The organism is Anoxybacillus gonensis (assembly GCF_001187595.1).
GTDB classification, from domain to species: Bacteria; Bacillota; Bacilli; order Bacillales; family Anoxybacillaceae; genus Anoxybacillus; species Anoxybacillus gonensis.
On record NZ_CP012152.1, the window covers coordinates 2,380,001 to 2,397,345 of the forward strand.

The 17,345-nt window shown below is 40.0% G+C and carries 25 protein-coding genes and 1 tRNA gene (1 of these 26 cut by a window edge); 11 read left to right on the forward strand and 15 right to left on the reverse strand.

Annotated features, from left to right (window positions below):
* Nucleotides 1-531 carry the 5' portion of a DMT family transporter gene (locus AFK25_RS12430; RefSeq protein ID WP_081957763.1) on the reverse strand. Its footprint begins 366 nt before the window's first position, so the window shows 531 of its 897 coding nt (coding positions 1-531); the start codon lies at nucleotides 529-531; its stop codon lies off the left edge, out of view.
* Between the two features lie 52 nt (nucleotides 532-583).
* Between AFK25_RS12430 and AFK25_RS12435 the strand changes: the two genes are divergently transcribed.
* The 3 genes from AFK25_RS12435 (at nucleotide 584) to AFK25_RS12445 (ending at nucleotide 2,076) form a co-directional block, all read left to right on the forward strand.
* Nucleotides 584-1,261 (forward strand): MgtC/SapB family protein, encoded by a 678-nt coding sequence (locus AFK25_RS12435; RefSeq protein WP_009362206.1) that lies wholly within the window; start codon nucleotides 584-586, stop codon nucleotides 1,259-1,261.
* 73 nt (nucleotides 1,262-1,334) lie between these two features.
* On the forward strand, nucleotides 1,335-1,958 hold the full coding sequence (locus tag AFK25_RS12440; protein WP_035067390.1) for an HD-GYP domain-containing protein: 624 nt from the start codon (nucleotides 1,335-1,337) through the stop codon (nucleotides 1,956-1,958).
* A 45-nt stretch (nucleotides 1,959-2,003) separates the two neighbouring features.
* Nucleotides 2,004-2,076, forward strand: a tRNA-Ala gene (locus AFK25_RS12445).
* Between the two features lie 33 nt (nucleotides 2,077-2,109).
* On the opposite strand, the gene AFK25_RS12450 is transcribed toward AFK25_RS12445, so the two are convergent.
* Nucleotides 2,110-2,289 carry an H-type small acid-soluble spore protein gene (locus tag AFK25_RS12450; protein ID WP_009362208.1) on the reverse strand — a complete coding sequence of 60 codons (180 nt, stop codon included), beginning with the start codon at nucleotides 2,287-2,289 and terminating at the stop codon, nucleotides 2,110-2,112.
* Nucleotides 2,290-2,388: 99 nt separating this feature from the next.
* On the opposite strand from AFK25_RS12450, the gene AFK25_RS12455 reads away from it, so the two are divergent.
* A complete protein-coding gene (locus AFK25_RS12455) occupies nucleotides 2,389-3,360 on the forward strand; it encodes a potassium channel family protein (protein ID WP_035067392.1) in 972 nt (323 codons plus the stop codon).
* Here AFK25_RS12455 and AFK25_RS12460 read toward each other — a convergent pair.
* The 3 genes from AFK25_RS12460 to AFK25_RS12470 all read right to left on the reverse strand — a co-directional run bounded on the left by AFK25_RS12460 (nucleotide 3,349) and on the right by AFK25_RS12470 (nucleotide 6,452).
* A complete protein-coding gene (locus AFK25_RS12460; protein WP_035067393.1) occupies nucleotides 3,349-3,753 on the reverse strand; it encodes a YugN-like family protein in 405 nt (134 codons plus the stop codon). The two genes, AFK25_RS12455 and AFK25_RS12460, sit on opposite strands and share 12 nt — an antisense overlap.
* 78 nt (nucleotides 3,754-3,831) lie before the next feature.
* On the reverse strand, nucleotides 3,832-5,181 hold the full coding sequence (locus tag AFK25_RS12465; protein WP_035067395.1) for a glucose-6-phosphate isomerase: 1,350 nt from the start codon (nucleotides 5,179-5,181) through the stop codon (nucleotides 3,832-3,834).
* 110 nt (nucleotides 5,182-5,291) lie between these two features.
* On the reverse strand, nucleotides 5,292-6,452 hold the full coding sequence (locus tag AFK25_RS12470; RefSeq protein ID WP_035067397.1) for an iron-containing alcohol dehydrogenase: 1,161 nt from the start codon (nucleotides 6,450-6,452) through the stop codon (nucleotides 5,292-5,294).
* Nucleotides 6,453-6,581: 129 nt separating this feature from the next.
* Here AFK25_RS12470 and AFK25_RS12475 point away from each other — a divergent pair, with 129 nt between their 5' ends.
* Nucleotides 6,582-6,815 carry a DUF378 domain-containing protein gene (locus AFK25_RS12475; protein WP_026011613.1) on the forward strand — a complete coding sequence of 78 codons (234 nt, stop codon included), beginning with the start codon at nucleotides 6,582-6,584 and terminating at the stop codon, nucleotides 6,813-6,815.
* A gap of 9 nt (nucleotides 6,816-6,824) precedes the next feature.
* On the opposite strand, the gene AFK25_RS12480 is transcribed toward AFK25_RS12475, so the two are convergent.
* On the reverse strand, nucleotides 6,825-7,169 hold the full coding sequence (locus AFK25_RS12480; protein WP_019417391.1) for a CvfD/Ygs/GSP13 family RNA-binding post-transcriptional regulator: 345 nt from the start codon (nucleotides 7,167-7,169) through the stop codon (nucleotides 6,825-6,827).
* 130 nt (nucleotides 7,170-7,299) lie between these two features.
* On the opposite strand from AFK25_RS12480, the gene AFK25_RS12485 reads away from it, so the two are divergent.
* A complete protein-coding gene (locus AFK25_RS12485; RefSeq protein ID WP_009362214.1) occupies nucleotides 7,300-7,665 on the forward strand; it encodes a helix-turn-helix domain-containing protein in 366 nt (121 codons plus the stop codon).
* Nucleotides 7,666-7,682: 17 nt separating this feature from the next.
* On the opposite strand, the gene AFK25_RS12490 is transcribed toward AFK25_RS12485, so the two are convergent.
* The 4 genes from AFK25_RS12490 to AFK25_RS12505 all read right to left on the reverse strand — a co-directional run bounded on the left by AFK25_RS12490 (nucleotide 7,683) and on the right by AFK25_RS12505 (nucleotide 10,203).
* Nucleotides 7,683-8,849, reverse strand: a complete 1,167-nt coding sequence (locus AFK25_RS12490) for an aminotransferase (protein WP_009362215.1) — start codon at nucleotides 8,847-8,849, stop codon at nucleotides 7,683-7,685.
* Nucleotides 8,849-9,349, reverse strand: a complete 501-nt coding sequence (locus AFK25_RS12495; RefSeq protein WP_009362216.1) for an Lrp/AsnC family transcriptional regulator — start codon at nucleotides 9,347-9,349, stop codon at nucleotides 8,849-8,851. The genes AFK25_RS12490 and AFK25_RS12495 overlap by 1 nt, the downstream gene beginning before the upstream one ends.
* A 90-nt stretch (nucleotides 9,350-9,439) precedes the next feature.
* Nucleotides 9,440-9,943: a superoxide dismutase family protein gene (locus AFK25_RS12500; RefSeq protein ID WP_033383368.1), complete on the reverse strand. Its 504-nt coding sequence runs from the start codon at nucleotides 9,941-9,943 to the stop codon at nucleotides 9,440-9,442.
* Between the two features lie 62 nt (nucleotides 9,944-10,005).
* Nucleotides 10,006-10,203, reverse strand: a complete 198-nt coding sequence (locus AFK25_RS12505; protein WP_009362218.1) for a hypothetical protein — start codon at nucleotides 10,201-10,203, stop codon at nucleotides 10,006-10,008.
* A gap of 113 nt (nucleotides 10,204-10,316) precedes the next feature.
* Between AFK25_RS12505 and AFK25_RS12510 the strand changes: the two genes are divergently transcribed.
* The 3 genes from AFK25_RS12510 to AFK25_RS12520 all read left to right on the forward strand — a co-directional run bounded on the left by AFK25_RS12510 (nucleotide 10,317) and on the right by AFK25_RS12520 (nucleotide 12,458).
* Entirely contained in the window at nucleotides 10,317-10,745 is a 429-nt protein-coding gene (locus AFK25_RS12510) for a hypothetical protein (protein WP_026011614.1), read from the forward strand.
* Between the two features lie 21 nt (nucleotides 10,746-10,766).
* Nucleotides 10,767-12,092, forward strand: a complete 1,326-nt coding sequence (locus AFK25_RS12515; protein ID WP_019417393.1) for an ArsB/NhaD family transporter — start codon at nucleotides 10,767-10,769, stop codon at nucleotides 12,090-12,092.
* 69 nt (nucleotides 12,093-12,161) lie between these two features.
* Nucleotides 12,162-12,458 (forward strand): YuzC family spore coat inner layer protein, encoded by a 297-nt coding sequence (locus AFK25_RS12520; RefSeq protein ID WP_009362221.1) that lies wholly within the window; start codon nucleotides 12,162-12,164, stop codon nucleotides 12,456-12,458.
* Here the strand turns inward: AFK25_RS12520 and AFK25_RS15140 are convergent.
* A complete protein-coding gene (locus AFK25_RS15140) occupies nucleotides 12,446-12,595 on the reverse strand; it encodes a hypothetical protein (protein WP_009362222.1) in 150 nt (49 codons plus the stop codon). The genes AFK25_RS12520 and AFK25_RS15140 overlap by 13 nt on opposite strands.
* A gap of 111 nt (nucleotides 12,596-12,706) precedes the next feature.
* Between AFK25_RS15140 and AFK25_RS12525 the strand changes: the two genes are divergently transcribed.
* Nucleotides 12,707-13,291 (forward strand): biotin transporter BioY, encoded by a 585-nt coding sequence (locus AFK25_RS12525; RefSeq protein WP_035067400.1) that lies wholly within the window; start codon nucleotides 12,707-12,709, stop codon nucleotides 13,289-13,291.
* 18 nt (nucleotides 13,292-13,309) lie between these two features.
* On the opposite strand, the gene AFK25_RS12530 is transcribed toward AFK25_RS12525, so the two are convergent.
* From AFK25_RS12530 to AFK25_RS12540, 4 genes are all read right to left on the reverse strand, one after another.
* Nucleotides 13,310-14,017, reverse strand: coding sequence for a 3D domain-containing protein (locus AFK25_RS12530; RefSeq protein WP_019417395.1), 708 nt, complete (start codon nucleotides 14,015-14,017; stop codon nucleotides 13,310-13,312).
* 97 nt (nucleotides 14,018-14,114) lie between these two features.
* Nucleotides 14,115-14,438 carry a YuiB family protein gene (locus AFK25_RS12535; protein ID WP_009362225.1) on the reverse strand — a complete coding sequence of 108 codons (324 nt, stop codon included), beginning with the start codon at nucleotides 14,436-14,438 and terminating at the stop codon, nucleotides 14,115-14,117.
* A 57-nt stretch (nucleotides 14,439-14,495) separates the two neighbouring features.
* Entirely contained in the window at nucleotides 14,496-14,624 is a 129-nt protein-coding gene (locus AFK25_RS15145; RefSeq protein WP_009362226.1) for a YuiA family protein, read from the reverse strand.
* A gap of 94 nt (nucleotides 14,625-14,718) precedes the next feature.
* Nucleotides 14,719-15,945 (reverse strand): NAD(P)/FAD-dependent oxidoreductase, encoded by a 1,227-nt coding sequence (locus tag AFK25_RS12540; RefSeq protein WP_035062810.1) that lies wholly within the window; start codon nucleotides 15,943-15,945, stop codon nucleotides 14,719-14,721.
* A 293-nt stretch (nucleotides 15,946-16,238) separates the two neighbouring features.
* On the opposite strand from AFK25_RS12540, the gene AFK25_RS12545 reads away from it, so the two are divergent.
* Complete coding sequence (locus tag AFK25_RS12545) at nucleotides 16,239-17,234, forward strand: NAD(P)/FAD-dependent oxidoreductase (RefSeq protein WP_026011616.1); 996 nt, start codon at nucleotides 16,239-16,241, stop codon at nucleotides 17,232-17,234.
* Nucleotides 17,235-17,345 lie beyond the last annotated feature (111 nt).

The window sequence follows — 17,345 nt, forward strand, 5'->3', positions numbered from 1 at the left end:
ATATGTAATTAGAGAAAATTGCTTTCGTAAATGTTGACCGACTAACCAATAGCCCGTGACCATAGCACACGCAATCAATGCAAGCATATCTCCATAAAGTGCTTTGCCACTTATGCGAAAATCCCCCCAACTAATAATGACGCTACCTAAAATTGCAAGTAGCGCACTTACCCATTCACTCATCGTCATCTTTTCCTTAAAAAAGAAAAATCCACCAACAAAAGCGAATATCGGCTGTAACGTAACTAAAACGACGGAGCTTGCAACGGATGTGTAACGAAGCGATTCAAACCAAAGAATAAAATGAAACGCAAGCAATGTTCCAGACAACACCGCAAAAGCCCAATCTTTTTTTTTCATCTGTTTCGTTTCGCGTATATGTTTTACAATAAACAACGGAGTCATGAAAACAACTGCGAAAAAGAGGCGATAAAATGCGATAACAGCTGACGGAGCATCTGTAAATTTGACAAAAATCGCTGAAGTGGAAATAGAAAGTGCTCCAATAATTAGTGCTATATATGCCTTCATGTTCGTCATCCTTTCGAATATACTTAATTACGAAGAAAAGGAGGAATGTCTCATGGACGCCCATGTACTTATGAAACTCGGAATCTCTGCTGTCCTCGGGCTCGTTATCGGTCTAGAACGAGAATTAAAACGAAAACCTGTTGGTCTTAAAACTTGCCTCGTTATTTCGATTGTAAGTTGTTTGTTAACAATCGTTTCAATTGAATCAGCATACACATTTCCAAAAAGCGACCATATAAATATGGATCCACTTCGCCTCGCTGCTCAAATTGTATCAGGTATCGGCTTTCTCGGCGCAGGTGTTATTCTTCGCCGCGGAAACGATAGCATTTCTGGTTTAACAACTGCCGCGCTCATTTGGGGAGCTGCAGGTGTCGGAATCGCTGTAGGGGCAAACTTTTATATCGAAGCGATATTGTGCGTCATCTTCCTTATCGCTAGCGTCGAACTTATTCCGCTTATAACAACCGTTTTCGGTCCGAAACAACTAAGAGAAAAAGAGCTTTCCGTTAAACTCACCGTGCTAGATGCAACAAAAATTTCTGAAGTCATCGGTACGATTAAACAAAAAAATATTCGCATTAAAACGGTGCGCATAAAAGACTTAGATAACGGAAATCACTTTGTTGAATTAAAAGTATCTGTCGATCAAAAACGCGCAACAACAGATGTATACGAGTTTATTCATCAAATTCCTTCTGTTCGCGGCGTCGATATCGAAAATATTTAACTTGAAAATGATTCTCATTTATATTAGTATATATGATGAAAATTTCCTTCAAAACAAAAAGGTGGAGAACGACATGTCCTCTATTATAAAAAATATGGAACTTTGTTTCCTTATGCGCCAGCTCTCAAAAAAGGACGAGCTAACTTTCCTTCATTCATATCGAGTGACGAAAATCGCTTTATCTTTTGCTTCGTTTTTGAAACTCAATGATGAAGAAAAGCGAGAACTTCAACTTGGAGCACTCATTCACGATATCGGTAAATTACACATTCCTGTTCATATTTTAACAAAAAGAGGAAAGCTATCTGAAGAAGAATTTGCTCAAATGAAAAAACATCCACTATTCGGTATACAAATATTACAACATTACCATGTTTCATCTGAAATTTCTCATATTGTTTTATACCACCATGAACGATGGGATGGCAATGGATATCCATATAACCAAAAAGGAGAGGCCATCCCTTTTCTCGCTCGTCTTGTGGCGTTAGCTGATTCACTTGAAGCAATGACAGGCATTCGGCCATATCGCGCATCACTTACATGGGAAGAAGCTTATGAAGAAATCAAAAGAGGAGCAGGGACACAATTCGATCCACAACTAACATCTTCCTTTTTAGAGTGGATGGAAAACGATGAGATTCCGATTGAACAAAATAGTGAAACCATTATGCAAACCATCCCGATGATCTCTTAATATCGATTGACGAAAAAACAAAATGTTTTTACAATATAAACAAAAGGGGCATTAGCTCAGCTGGGAGAGCGTCGTGCTGGCAGCGCGAAGGTCACCGGTTCGAACCCGGTATGCTCCATCAAAAAACCCTTGCATCGCAAGGGTTTTTCTTTTACTCTTCTGTTAGTTCTTCTACTGGAACGATGTGACGTTCATGTTCCCGGCCACGCATATGTACGGTAGCTGTTCGATTCGCTTCATCGTACCCATCAATCCAAACAGATTGACCGTGATAACATACCCGAATATCATCTGGCGAAGAAACAATTTGTTTAATGCGATGCATATCCATCAGCGTCCCTCCTTTCGTTCATATTATTTTCTTTTTGAGAGAAAATATGTAAGAAATGACACCATCTCGTCTACAATAATAAAACAGGAGGGAAAATAGATGAGATGGTATGAATTTCTCGCTTCATATTGGCGACTTTCTCCACTGATACGAATCATATTCACCATTACAACAATTATCTGTTTATTTGGGATGATCATTCATGTCGTCGAGCCAAAAACATTTTTAACAGCATTCGACGGCATATGGTGGGCGCTCATTACAACAACAACGATTGGTTATGGCGACCTCGTACCGAAAACATTGGGTGGTAAACTTGTCGCTATCACTCTCATTTTGCTCGGTACAGCTTTTGTTTCAGCTTATTTTGTCACGCTATCTACAAAAGCACTTTCAAAAGAAAACGCTTTATCAACTGGGGAACTCCCTTATACAAAAGGGGGACATGTCATCTTAGTCGGATGGAATGAACGCATTCGCCAGCTACTTGCTCTCATGCCGCCCGACATTCCGTGTCTCGTGATCGATGAGACTCTAAAACGTTGGGATGTTCCGAAACACGTTCATTTCATTAAAGGAAATCCGACGCATGACGATGTGTGGAAAAAAGCAAACGTATTTGAAGCCCGCACCGTCATTATTACTGCCAATCAACATAAAAACGAAACGGAGGCCGATTTAGCATCCATCGTCACCCTTTTAACAGTAAAAGCGCTTCATCCATCCGTGTATACTGTTGTGGAAATATTAACAACTACCCAAGTTGATAATGCAAAGCGCGCTGGGGCAGATGAAACGATTGAAACAAATAAATGGATCAGCTTCTTAATGACCAATTGCCTCTCATCTCCAAACATATTAAACGACGTCGAGCAATTCAAAAAACATCCAATCAAACGGTTGGCTATGCGCGACGAATGGAACGGGATGTCTTTTGCGTCAATGCTTACGGAATTAAAAAAAGAAGATATATTGCTTATCGGTGTCGCAAACAATCAACATGTTGTAATTAATCCACCGTCGCATACGATCATTCAGTCGACAGATGAACTTATCGTCTTAGCGCAATAACCGTTCTTCTAAATCTTTGACGAGCGTTTTTGCCATAGCTACATATCGATCAGGTACCGTTGCATCGGGATCTTCTGGCTCAGAAAATTGATTAAATGATGCGTTTATATTCCCAATATGCACATTGTCATCTAAGCCACGCTGATATTTATGGCATAAGACGTATGGGCGCTTCAATTCAACCGTTGCCCCATATGAATCGAGTTGTCCATCGATCGCGACGAATGGAAGGCGTAAAAATTGGTACCCAACATCATCCGCCATCTTATAGTCGAACGAACCGTGATCGTAATCCCAATTTCCACCGATCACATAGCCGAGAGGTTTTAATTCCTGTTCTAACACATTTAATAAAAATGTTTTTCCTTCTAATGCAGATGGAATTTCAATCATATCGATCACTCCTCCTCTGTTTGTTATCATGCCCAAAAAAAGAGCTTTCCCTGCACCCAGGAAAAGCTCTTTTTTTCATTATTTCAATCGTTTTTCAAGCTCAGCCTTTTTCTCTTCGTATCCAGGTTTACCAAGAAGAGCAAACATGTTCACTTTGTATGCTTCTACACCTGGTTGATCAAACGGATTGACTCCAAGTAAATATCCGCTCATCGCACACGCTTTCTCAAAGAAGTAAACAAGGTAACCGAATGTATATTCATCTAATCGTGGTAGCGTTACAACTAAGTTTGGTACACCACCGTCTGTATGTGCTAACAATGTTCCTTCAAACGCTTTTGTGTTGACAAAGTCAACTGTTTTTCCTGCTAAATAGTTCAATCCATCTAAGTCGTTATCTTCTGCTTCAATCGTCAACTCATGACGTGGTGTTTCTACTTTTAATACAGTTTCAAACAAGTCGCGACGACCTTCTTGCACATATTGCCCTAACGAATGAAGGTCTGTCGAAAAGTTTGCAGAAGCTGGGAAAATACCTTTTTGGTCTTTTCCTTCACTTTCACCAAACAATTGCTTCCACCATTCAGCAAAATATTGTAACGCTGGCTCGTAGTTAATAAGCATCTCAATTGTTTTCCCTTTGTTGTATAGCACATTACGTACAGCAGCATATTGATAAGCAATGTTTTCTTCTAGTTCTGATTTACTGAAATCTTCGCGTGCTTGGGCAGCCCCTTTCATCATTGCCTCAATATCCGCTCCGCTTACGGCAATTGGCAATAAACCGACCGCTGTTAAAACAGAGTAACGACCACCTACATCATCTGGAATAACAAATGTTTCGTATCCTTCCTCTGTCGCTAACGTTTTTAACGCTCCACGCGCACGGTCTGTTGTTGCATAAATGCGTTTGCGCGCTTCTTCTTTTCCGTACTTTTCTTCAAGAAGTTTACGGAAAATACGGAATGCAATCGCTGGTTCTGTCGTCGTTCCCGATTTCGAAATGACGTTAATGGAAAAATCTTTTCCTTCCAGTAAATCCATAACATCGCGCATATATGTAGAACTAATGTTGTTGCCGACGAAAATAATTTGCGGTGTTTTTCGTTTTTCGCTTGGGAGCGCGTTGTAAAAAGAATGTTGCAACATTTCAATTGCCGCACGAGCACCAAGATAAGAACCACCAATGCCGACGACTAACAATACATCAGAGTCTTGTTGAATTTTTTTAGCTGCTTGTTGAATGCGAGCAAACTCTTCGCGATCATATGCGACAGGGAGATCAATCCATCCTAAAAAGTCGTTTCCTTGTCCTGTTTTCTCATGCAGAGCATGATGTGCCACTTTCACTGCATCACGCAAATACATTAATTCATGTTCACCAAAAAAAGACAACGCTTTTGAGTAGTCAAACTGAATATGCGTCATGTACGTTTCCTCCTCAATGATTGTATCCTCTTTCACTTTAGCGAAATAAATATCGAGAATCAAGTTCACGAAAACAATGTAAACGGATTCATTATGACATTTTTCGCACTTTACAATGAGGCTTGTAAAATCGCCATGACATCATCATGGTGTAACTTTTTAAAATTACCAAATGGGCCGAACGCCATTGCTTTTTCTACTATTATTGGCAATGATTCTTCACCGATATGATAATCTGCTAATCGACAAGGAGCACCTATGCTATTCCAAAACGCTCGAAGCTTTTCAATTCCTTCTAGCGCAATTTCCCGATCTCCTTTTCCTTCTGGATAAACGTCAAACACCCGAACAGCTAGCTGCTTAAAACGCTCCACATGTTCATCAAGCACATGCTTCATCCAATTCGGGAATAAAATAGCTAACCCACCTGCGTGTGGAATGTCATGCACCGCTGACACAGCATGCTCAATATTATGTGTGGCCCAATCACCGCGTAGCCCCATGCGTAAAATTCCATTTAAGGCCATCGTTCCACAATATAAAATTGTTTCACGATGATCAACATGCTGTAAATTTTCAATAAGTTTTGGAGCCGTTTCAATTACAGTTCGTAAAATGGACTCACACATACGATCTTGTAATGGCGTATTTGGCGCATGGTGAAAATATTGTTCTAATACGTGCGACATGATGTCAACAATGCCATACACTGTATGGTCTTTCGGAACAGTTGTTGTATAAACGGGATCTAAAATCGAAAATGTAGGAAAGACAGCCGGACTGCTCCAACCGTATTTCTCCTTCGTTTCCCAATTTGTAATAACAGAATTTGCATTCATTTCTGATCCTGTCGCTGCTAGCGTTAATACTGTTCCTATTGGCAGTGCCCGTTGAACTGTCGTCTTTCGTGAAATAAAATCCCATGAGTCCCCATCATATAACGCCCCCGCTGCAATGGCTTTGGCACAATCAATGACACTTCCGCCTCCAACCGCTAAAATAAAATCAATGTTTTCTTGACGGCATATGTCAATCCCTTTTTGCACAGTAGATAAACGAGGGTTTGGTTCAACACCAGCAAGCTCAGTCCAAGACTTATTTAATGAACGCAAAATAGATATGACATCATCATATACGCCATTTTTCTTAATGCTTCCTCCGCCATATACGATTAAAATGCGTTCATACGAATGAAGTTCCTTTTTCAAATGTTCAATCTGTCCTCTACCGAAAATTAATTTCGTTGGATTATGAAAAACGAAATTTTCCATGTTTATCCCTCCTTCCTTTCATTATTTCCAAAAGAAACAAATAAGTAAAGAAAATTGCATTTTTTATGCATACTTCTCTTCAAATGATCCATTCTATAAATGAATACGATGTTTTAAAGGAGGATGAACATGAGCACGTTACAACGAATCGCACTATTGCTTACTGTTATTGGAGCGCTAAACTGGGGGCTCATTGGCTTTTTCCGCTTCGATCTTGTGGCAGCTATTTTCGGTGGTCAAGCATCGGCTTTCGCTCGCATTGTTTACGCTCTCGTCGGAATTGCTGGGCTCATTAACCTTGTATTGCTGTTTAAACCGACGGAAGAACTCGGACGTACAGAACCAAAAATATCGAGAACATAAACGTACAACTCACCGATCATTCGGTGAGTTGTACGTTTTTTTCGCTTCAGCAATCCATTTTTCTAGTTGCATTTTTAACGGTTGAAATCCTAAAGGGGTTTCGATATTCGTTGTGTCATGATCAACATCACGCAACGATAAGCTAATTCGCTTCGTTTTTTCATCGATCGCGATAATTTTTACCCGAACACATTCTCCTACATCCACATAATCATAAATATTTTTTACATACCCATCTGTAATTTCTGAAATATGAATGAGTCCTTGAGTTCGTTCATCAAGCGATACAAATATCCCATATGGCTGTATTCCCGTCACAACACCCGTAACAATCGCACCTTCCTTCCACTCCAAATGAAACACTCCTCGTTTTTTGAAAAATTGTAACATAATTCACTGAAAAAGTGTTAATTTTGTGCACGAGGATAAATAGGAACATGGTATGATAAATATGTAAACGAATTTTGGAGAGGTGGGAGAATAAATGAGTACAATTGGTGAAAATATTCGCATGTATCGGGAACAGCGAAATATGTCACAACAAGAGTTGGCCATGAAAGTTCGGGTAGGGGTAGCAACCATTCAAAAATACGAATCCGGGGAGCAAGTCCCTGACACACCAACTATTTTAAAACTTTGCACTGCGCTCGATGTCCCTGCATCTGAATTATTAGAGCGTGCCGATTTATCCAATTCATCTAGTCTCGATCCAGAAATCGAATATTTAATTAAAGAAATTGGCATTAAGCGCGCAAAACTTATTTTGCGAAAAGCAAAAGAATTTAGTGAAGAAGACTTTTTGCGCGTCATGCAAATGTTATATGAATTGAAATACAACAAAGAAAGCTGACAGCGCGTCAGCTTTTTTTACAGTCGTTCAAGAAATCGCTTCATGCGCCGAATCGCCTCTTGCAATTGTTCGAGCGATGATGCATATGAACAACGAATATATCCTTCCCCGCTTCCTCCAAACACATGGCCGGGAACAACAGCTACTTTCTCTTCTAACAATAAACGCTCTGCAAACTGCTCTGATGTCATGCCTGTTGACTGAATGGACGGAAATGCATAAAACGCCCCTCCCGGCATATGGCAAGAAAGGCCGATTTCATTCAATGATTGAACAAAGAAGTTGCGTCGTTGCCGATAGCTTTTTTTCATTTGTTCGACATCAGCCGCTCCATTTTGTAATGCTTCAATGGCAGCATATTGCGCCATCGTCGGTGCACACATCATCGTGTATTGATGAATTTTTAACATCGCCGTAGCGAAATCTCTCGGTGCAGCAATAAATCCAAGGCGCCATCCTGTCATCGCAAAGCCTTTCGAAAATCCATTAATTAAAATCGTTCGCTCTCTCATGCGATCAATTGCCGGAAAGCTTGTGTATTGTTCGTCGTAACATAACTCCGCATAAATTTCATCCGAAATGACAAGCAAATCATGCTTTTCGACAATGTGCGCAATTTGCATCAATTCTTTCGCATTCAACACCGCTCCTGTCGGATTGTTTGGCGAACAAATGATTAACGCTTTCGTTTTCGGCGTCACAACTTGCTCAATTTGCTCTGGTTGCAATTTGAATTGATGCTTTCCACTCGTTTGAATGGGAATTGGCACACCTCCAGCTAATGAAACAAGCGGTGCGTACGAAACAAAGCTCGGCTCAACAACAATGACTTCATCACCTGGATTCACAATGGCTCTAAGCGACACATCGAGCGCTTGACTTGCCCCAACCGTCACAATTATTTCATCAGCTGGATCATATAACACATGAAATCGACGCGCTACATAGTCGCTAATTTCTTTTCTTAACTCCCATAAACCTGCGTTCGCTGTATATGATGTATAGCCTTGTTCTAATGATAAAATGCAAGCTTCCCGCACACTCCAAGGGGTAATAAAATCGGGCTCGCCCACTCCAAGTGAAATGACCCCTTCCATACTTGCCGCTAAATCAAAAAAGCGACGAATACCAGACGGTTTTAAGCGTGATACAGTGTCAGATATATATGTTTTCGTCTTTTGCATCACGGAGCCACCACGATTCTTCGATCTTGATCACCTTGCTCAAACACGGTGCCGTCATGCTTATATTTCTTTAAAATAAAATGGGTTGTCGTTGAAATGACGGAATCGAGCGTCGATAATTTTTCAGAAACAAAATGGGCAATTTCAGACATGGAACGTCCTTCAATGACAACAGATAAATCGTAGGCACCAGACATCAAATAGACAGACTTAACCTCCGGAAAGCGATAAATACGTTCGGCTACCTCGTCAAATCCAACGCCACGCTTCGGTGTCACTTTGACATCGATCATTGCTGTCACCCCTTCATGGCCATCTACTTTCCGCCAGTCCACGATCGTTGCATATTGTACAATCACTTTCGCTTCTTCTAATTTTTTTATTATATCCTCTACTTCTGAAACCGATAGAGAAACCATTTTCGCCATCGTATCAATCGGCAGACGCGCGTTTTTTTCTAACAATTCAACAATTTCAATTTCTTTTTCAGTTAGTTTCATACAAATCCCCCCTGCCATAAATTTTCACACAATTTAGAAAAAAATGCACGCATTTTTTCAAAAAAATAAGCAAGACGACATCGCTTGCGACTACCGTTTTTTAATCACGCCGCATGCGATTCGCTTGCCTGCATTTCCTGCTGGCTGAGACATCCCATCATCTTTTCCTTCGTGGATGACAATCGATGTTCCGTTTTTGGTGAATAGGCCGTTTTTCTCTTCTGACAAATTGACATTCGGAGCCATCAATTGCACTTTCACCGTTCCATCTTCTTTTACAATTAAATTCGGTAAATCGCCTGCATGCGCTCCTTCCGGATGAAGGAGACCGTGCTCTTTTCCTTCTGGATTGAAATGTTCCCCAGCTGATTGAAATGTAGGTGGTTCGCATGTTCCTTTGTCATGAATATGGATCGCATGTTCTCCTGGAGGCAGCCCTTTTAAATCAATATCGAGTTTCACTCCTTCAGGTTGCTGCGACATTTTAATCGTCCCAATCGAGTCACTATCTTCATTTATCATATTGACATCGACGTTTTTCACTTTCTCTTCCATACATCCGCTCAAAAGAAATAAAACGACACATATAATCATTTGACGCACAATAAGCCCTCCAACTACATATTTACAGCTTATTATGCCCAGTTTTTGTTCATTTAGTCGTTTACTTGTTGTTTTTTCAGCTGTTCTTCTAATTGCTTCGCTTTTTCTTCTTGACGTTTTGAAATTTTTATAATGGCCCGCATCGTCAACACAGCCGCAATAAAAAATGCCGTAAATGAAATGGCAGCAGGAATGTACTCTGTTTTATCTTCTGGGAAGTATAAAAACAATCCAAATATGATGTCAGTCATACAATCAACCTCTCCATATATCTTCTCACTCATTATATCATAAAGACAATTGTATCACTTCGCAAAAAGGAATATAATTGGATTCGTAAACAAAAAAGGGGAGGCGTATTTGTTTGAAAAACGTCGTGATCCACAAAGTCATCACATTCGTATTTACAGAAGCACAATTAAGGGGGTATTGGAACGAACAAAAACAAAAAATTCCATTTGAATCTTTAACAAATGAACAGTTGATGACATTAGCTGAAGATATGTTAGCAAACTCTTCTCATAGCCAACTAGAGCAACATATTTTAGATCACGGATGGCGGGTAAAAGAAGAAACAGAAGGACAAGTGCTTGCAGAAGACGATTCCCGTGAGCATGTGCATGTGGAAGTTATCGATACAACGAAACAAGGGTCACCATCCACAAAATTGTTTATCGATCGCTTATCACAAATCGAATGCGCGAACTGCGGGTTTTCTTTTTATATTCGCAATGTAAACGCTGACACGACGCATTTAACATGTCCAAGCTGCTCCCAGCCACTAAAAAAGTAAAAAAGAAAGGAATGACAGATCGTGCATGAGGCAATCACTCATGAAGTAAGCAATTTTCAATACTATGCGGCCATTGCAATCTTTTTGATTACATACGCCATTATCATCTCAGAAAAAGTGAATCGTGCTGTCATCGCTTTATTAGGTGCCGCTTTTATGATTATTTTCGGCATCGTTGATTTACATCAAGCATACACGCATCATATCGAATGGGGAACAATCACGCTTTTAATCGGTATGATGATCCTTGTTAGCATTACGAGCAAATCTGGCTTTTTCCAATATGTTGCGGTTAAAGCTGCAAAAATGGCGAAAGGAAGCCCAATTAACATTTTAGTCATTTTATCATTGCTGACAGCTGTTCTTTCTGCCTTTCTCGACAATGTGACAACCGTTTTGTTAATTGTTCCGGTTACATTTTCTATTACACGTATGTTAGAAGTAGACCCTGTTCCGTTTTTAATTTCTGAAGTGCTTTTCTCAAATATCGGTGGTACAGCAACATTAATTGGAGATCCGCCAAACATTATGATCGGCTCTGCCAATAAACATTTAACGTTTAACGACTTTTTATTTAATTTAGGTCCTGTTGTTCTCGTCATCATGGCTGTTGTTATTGCTATTTTGTACGTGTTTTATCGCAAACGTCTTCAAGCAAATGCTGCGCTCATCGAACGGCTCATGAAACTCGATGAAAAACAATACATTAAAGATGCCGTACTATTGAAAAAGTCCGTTTCTGTGCTTGGATTAACAATTTTAGGTTTTATGCTCCATTCAGTGATTCACGTCGATGCGGCAGTCATCGCAATGACAGGCGCTGTCATTTTAATGATGATCGGCGTAAAAGAACACGACTTAGAAGAAGTGTTCGCTTCTGTTGAGTGGACAACCATTTTCTTTTTTGCTGGATTGTTTACACTCGTTGGGGGGCTCGTCGATATCGGGCTTATTAAAAGTTTGGCCGAGAAAGCATTGGAAATCACAGGAGGAAATATTCATTATGCGTCTTATTTAATTCTTTGGGTGTCTGGAATCGCTTCTGCAACAATTGACAACATTCCGTTTGTTGCAACGATGATCCCACTCATTCAAGATATGGCTGTCGGCATGGGGTTATCTCCAGACTCAGCACAAATCGACGTCTTATGGTGGTCGTTAGCGCTTGGCGCTTGTTTAGGTGGAAACGGAACGTTAATTGGAGCATCTGCAAACGTTATCGTTGCAGGGATTGCTTCACGTGAAGGTCATGGATTTAGCTACTTTGATTTTCTAAAAATCGGAGCACCGCTGACGCTCATTTCCTTGCTTATTTCACACGCGTATATATTCATTCGTTACTTATAAAAACGCTCAAGGCTCGCCTTTGAGCGTTTTTTTCTTTTCGTCATATACTGCTTCCAAGGAGGGAGAACAATGTATCCAAACGTTGATATTACACAATTTACACAATCAGCAAAAGCGATACAAAAACTATTGAAAGATGCCACGACCATTTCGACAAAAATCGCAAACGATCCTACTTTTGCAAAACAGTTAATGGAAAAAGCCCAACAATCAAAACAAGAAGAAGTACAAAAGCAACTTCAATCCATCGGCATCGAATCGGAAATGAAAATCTCTTTTAATCCAAATACGATTCACATTACACTTTCACCAAAAAAAGGCGAGTCGCCTTGTTGCCAACTCACCTTCTTGCTTTACTGGCGATAATTCGGTGCCGCCATCTGCTTTTCACCTATATAGGCTGCATCGCGCAAATCATGTCCATCATCCGTTTCACTTATATGAATCATATCTTCTTTTGCACCTAATCGATTTGCGCGAAGCAATTGTTCCTCTTCCCTCATTGTCATCCCCTCCGTATTGTTATGTTGCACAAGTACGTTGCACTTATGTATTGACATTTTTTGTTTTATCATATACCATTTCGTTAACAAATAAAAAAAGGAGGTTAACAAATGCGAGCGAGAGACTTAACGTTTATCGCCATGTTTGCAGCGTTAATGGCGATCGGAGCAAACATTACATCGTGGGCTCCTTTTCTCGTTATTGGTGGAGTTCCAATCACGTTACAAACATTTTTTTGCGTATTAGCTGGCGCCATTCTTGGAGCAAAACGAGGAGCAATAGCAATGACTGTATATATGCTCATCGGATTATTCGGCGCACCTGTTTTCGCCCGTTTTAGCGGAGGGTTTTCAACGATCGTTGCCCCAACGTTTGGCTTTATTCTTTCTTTTATTCTTGCAGCATACGTCACTGGTTTACTTATTGAAAAAAGTGCAAATCGTTCCGTAGCACGCTTTATCACAGCAACCATTATCGGCATGATCATTAACTACGTTGTCGGCACAAATTGGATGTATGTCGCGTTCAAATTATGGGCTGACGCGCCAGAAGGTTTTTCTTATACGATGGCATGGAGCTGGATGCTCGTTCCGCTTCCAAAAGATATCATCTTATCGGTCGTTGCCGGTGTCATGGCACCACGCATTTATAAAGCCCTAAACGAACATCAAGCATATAGCAAATACGTTGCATAACAAGAAAAGGAAGTTCGGTTATAGACCAACTTCCTTTTCCTCTTTCTTTATATATTGTTGCCGAAACACTTGCATCGATTCATTTTCGTTCAGTGCAATCATCTCTTGCTCAGATAATGTTCCATCTCCGCGTTTGACGACATATACGTTCACTTTTTTCTTTCCCCAATGTTTATACACATCATCTACTGTTTCGTAATATAAATCAATTTTATGGCCTTTAATCGCTGATCCTGTATCTGCGACAACACCATATCCGTATCCCGGAATAAATAAAATCGTTCCAATTGGGAAAATGTTTAAATCTGCTGCAATCGTCGAATACAAATCACGTTTCACACGCACACCTGAATATGTGATCCCATAACTCGGATGATCAGGCGTTTTTCCTGTTGATTCCACTCCAGCCGTATATCCTGTTGCTACAACAGTAACGGACGGATATTGCGACCAATCGAATGCTTCTTCTAACGTCAACGATTCGTTTGTTGTTTGTTGGGATGATAGTTGTGTCACTTGCTTCTCATTTTTTCGAAAACGATCTGCTACATACTCATACGTATCCGTTGAAAACAACGACTTGAATGAGAAAAAAGAAAAACGTGAAGGTGAAAACCAATCAGATAGCATCTTCGCTTCAACGCCTGATATCGATTGAAATGTCGTCATGAACGCACACATAAACAATACAACCATGGTCGTTCGTCTTAACCATTTTATACCCATTTATTCACTCCTCCCACGGTTGTATTTCTTTCCAACATTCAAAAAAAATATACATCCACCGCAAGAGAAATAAAAAAACCTCCACGATTGTGAAGGTTTAAAACATACGATATCCTTTTTTACGCAATGTTTGAATGACAATACCTGAAACAATTGCACCTACAATCCCGCTACTTAAAATGATTAAATCCGCACTCGCTAACGATCCTATTCGCTCTTTCACATGAGCAAAAGATGCAGATGGGTTTGTGACATAGTCCATTATAGAAATTTGATCAATCCACAATAATAAAACGAACGGGCTTAATATCGCCATCGTCCACGTCGTTCGTAAAATCATATTTAATAAAAAACCAATGCCAAAAAATAAAACAAAAAACAATAAGATAGAAATAAATAAAACAGGAATGCTCATCTCCATACGTTTTCACCTCCAATACACCATTTTAAGTGTACTGAAAGCGAAAACATGAGTCAATTATTGCTTCATTGCCACTTCATCTTTTTCTACTCCCGTCCCTTCACAATAGTGACAAGTTTCTGACCCTCCAACCGCAACATGAACATAACCGTTTCCAGCGCAATATTGGCACGTTGTTTTATTCATAGCCCTCTCTCCTTTTTCTTAATTTTCAGATAATTATACATAAAAATATATCATTTGTAAAGAAAAAACGAGCGAAAAGTCGCTTCGCTCGTTTTTACAATAGCTTAAATTTTCCTTTTTTCGCAACAAGTGTTGGACCACCAATTAAGTAAAGGGCACGGTTGTCAATTACTTTTTTCATGACGCTCGCTTTTGCCCCCCAAATTTTCTTGCCAAATACGACGCCGATCGCATCATCGTGTCCAAGCGAACATACTGTTCCTTTTAGATCTGGTTTAAACGGTTGTAATTCCCCTTGACCACGAATTAACACAGCTAAGTTTTTCGCGCAAACTTCCCCTTGTTGCATTGCAATTTGCGCTGTTGGCGGATATGGACGGTTTGTTTCTTCGTTAATAATTAACGCACAGTCTCCAACAACAAACACATCTTCATGTCCTGGGGCACGTAAGAATGGATCGACTTTCACACGACCGCGCATCGCTTCAAATCCTGATTCGTCAATGACGTGACTTCCGCGTACTCCAGCCGCCCATACAACTGTTCCTGCTTTAATTTCTTCTACTTGATCGTCTTTGCTAACGATAATGCCTTCTGGTGTACATTCTTTAATCGCTGTACCAATTTTAAATTCGACACCTTTTTTCTCAAGAACATTTACCGCATATTCAACAAGTTCTGGGTCAAAACCAGGCAGAACTGTCGGTGCTGCTTCTACGCAGATGATGCGCACTTTATTTGGATCAACGTCATATTCACGGCAAAGTTCTGGGACACGGTTTACAAGCTCACCTAAAAATTCGATACCTGTAAATCCTGCACCACCAACGACAATCGTCAAACGCTCATCACGTTTTTCTTCTTCTGTGCTATATGTCGCAAATTGGTATTCAATATGCTCGCGAATTTGACGTGCAGCGTTAACGTTCGCAATCGAGAAGGCATATTCTTTTAAGCCTTTAATGCCAAACGTTTCAGATTCAAATCCAAGAGCAACAACTAAATAATCATACGTTAACGGCTCATGGTTTTGAAGCAATACTTGTTTTTGTTCGAGGTTGATTTTTTCAACCGTATCTTGAATAAATTTTACTTTACTTTGATCGATGACATCTGCAATTGCATAACGAACGCGCTCGTGATGCAACGTTCCTGCAGCTGCCTCATGCAACCATGTTGATTCATAATGGTAATCATGTTTGTTGACAAGCGTAATGCTTGCCTCATTGACGCCAATCATCTTTTGTAAACGCGTCACTGTCATTAATCCACCATAACCTGCACCTAATACAACAACATTTGGCTTCTTCAAGCGAATCACTTCCACCTTTTCTTATTTTTTTTAGCTTGCGCTTGTTGAACGATTTTTATCGTTTAAAAATTTTGTGAATTTATTCACGAAATAGACCAAAAAAATACAACGTTTTGTAACAAAGTTGTCATTTCTACGTTAACATCTTATTCTTTTTTTCTCTCTTTTTCAAGAGTTATTTGTTCAATTTTTGGCCATAATTTTTGTCGAGTTCATGTCGAAATTTTCAAAACAACAAAAGCGTTCAACCATTTTTTATGGTATGATAATACGTGAGAATTTACGTTTTAGGAGGAATGAACGTGAAAGAAGATCAAAAACTGTACGATATTACTGTAATCGGTGGAGGACCTGTTGGCTTGTTTACGGCGTTTTATGGAGGAATGCGACAAGCAACGGTGAAAATTATCGAGAGTTTACCGCAGCTTGGTGGACAACTTTCTGCACTTTACCCTGAAAAATACATATATGATGTAGCGGGATTTCCAAAAATTCGCGCCCAACAACTGATTGACAATTTAAAAGAGCAAATGAGTAAATTTAACCCAACCGTTTGTTTAGAACAGTCTGTCGAAAAGTTAGAAAAATTGGAAGATGGCACATTTAAACTAACAACAAATAAAGAAATTCATTATTCTAAAGCGGTCATTATTACTGCCGGAAATGGCGCGTTCCAACCTCGTCGATTAGAACTCGAAAGCGCCGCACAGTATGAAGGAAAGAACTTACATTACTTCGTTGCCGATTTAAATCAATTCGCCGGTCAAAATGTACTTGTATGTGGCGGTGGCGACTCTGCAGTTGACTGGGCACTTATGCTTGAGCCAATTGCGAAAAAAGTAACGATCGTGCACCGACGCGATAAATTCCGTGCTCATGAACATAGCGTTGAAAACTTAATGAACTCGTCTGTCGACGTCAAAACACCGTTCGTTCCTGTCGAATTAATCGGAGATGAAAACGGCATCAAACAAGTCGTTTTAGAAGAAGTGAAAACGAAAGCGCGCGAAATCGTTGATGTTGATGCTGTAATTGTCAACTATGGCTTCATTTCTTCGCTCGGCCCAATTAAAGAGTGGGGATTAGAAATTGAGAAAAACTGCATTAAAGTAAACTCCAAAATGGAAACAAACATTCCAGGTGTGTATGCAGCCGGCGACATTTGCACATACGAAGGAAAAGTCAAGTTAATCGCTTGCGGATTCGGTGAAGCGCCAACAGCGGTCAACAATGCAAAATCATACATTGATCCAAGCGCAAAAGTACAACCGCTTCATTCTACATCGATGTTTGAATAAGAAAAAGGCCTCCTCATTAAAATGGTACCTGTAGGTAGGACACTCGAAAAAAAGAGTGTTCAACCTACAGGTATTTTTATATACTTGAATTTCAGAATATGGGGGGTAGGG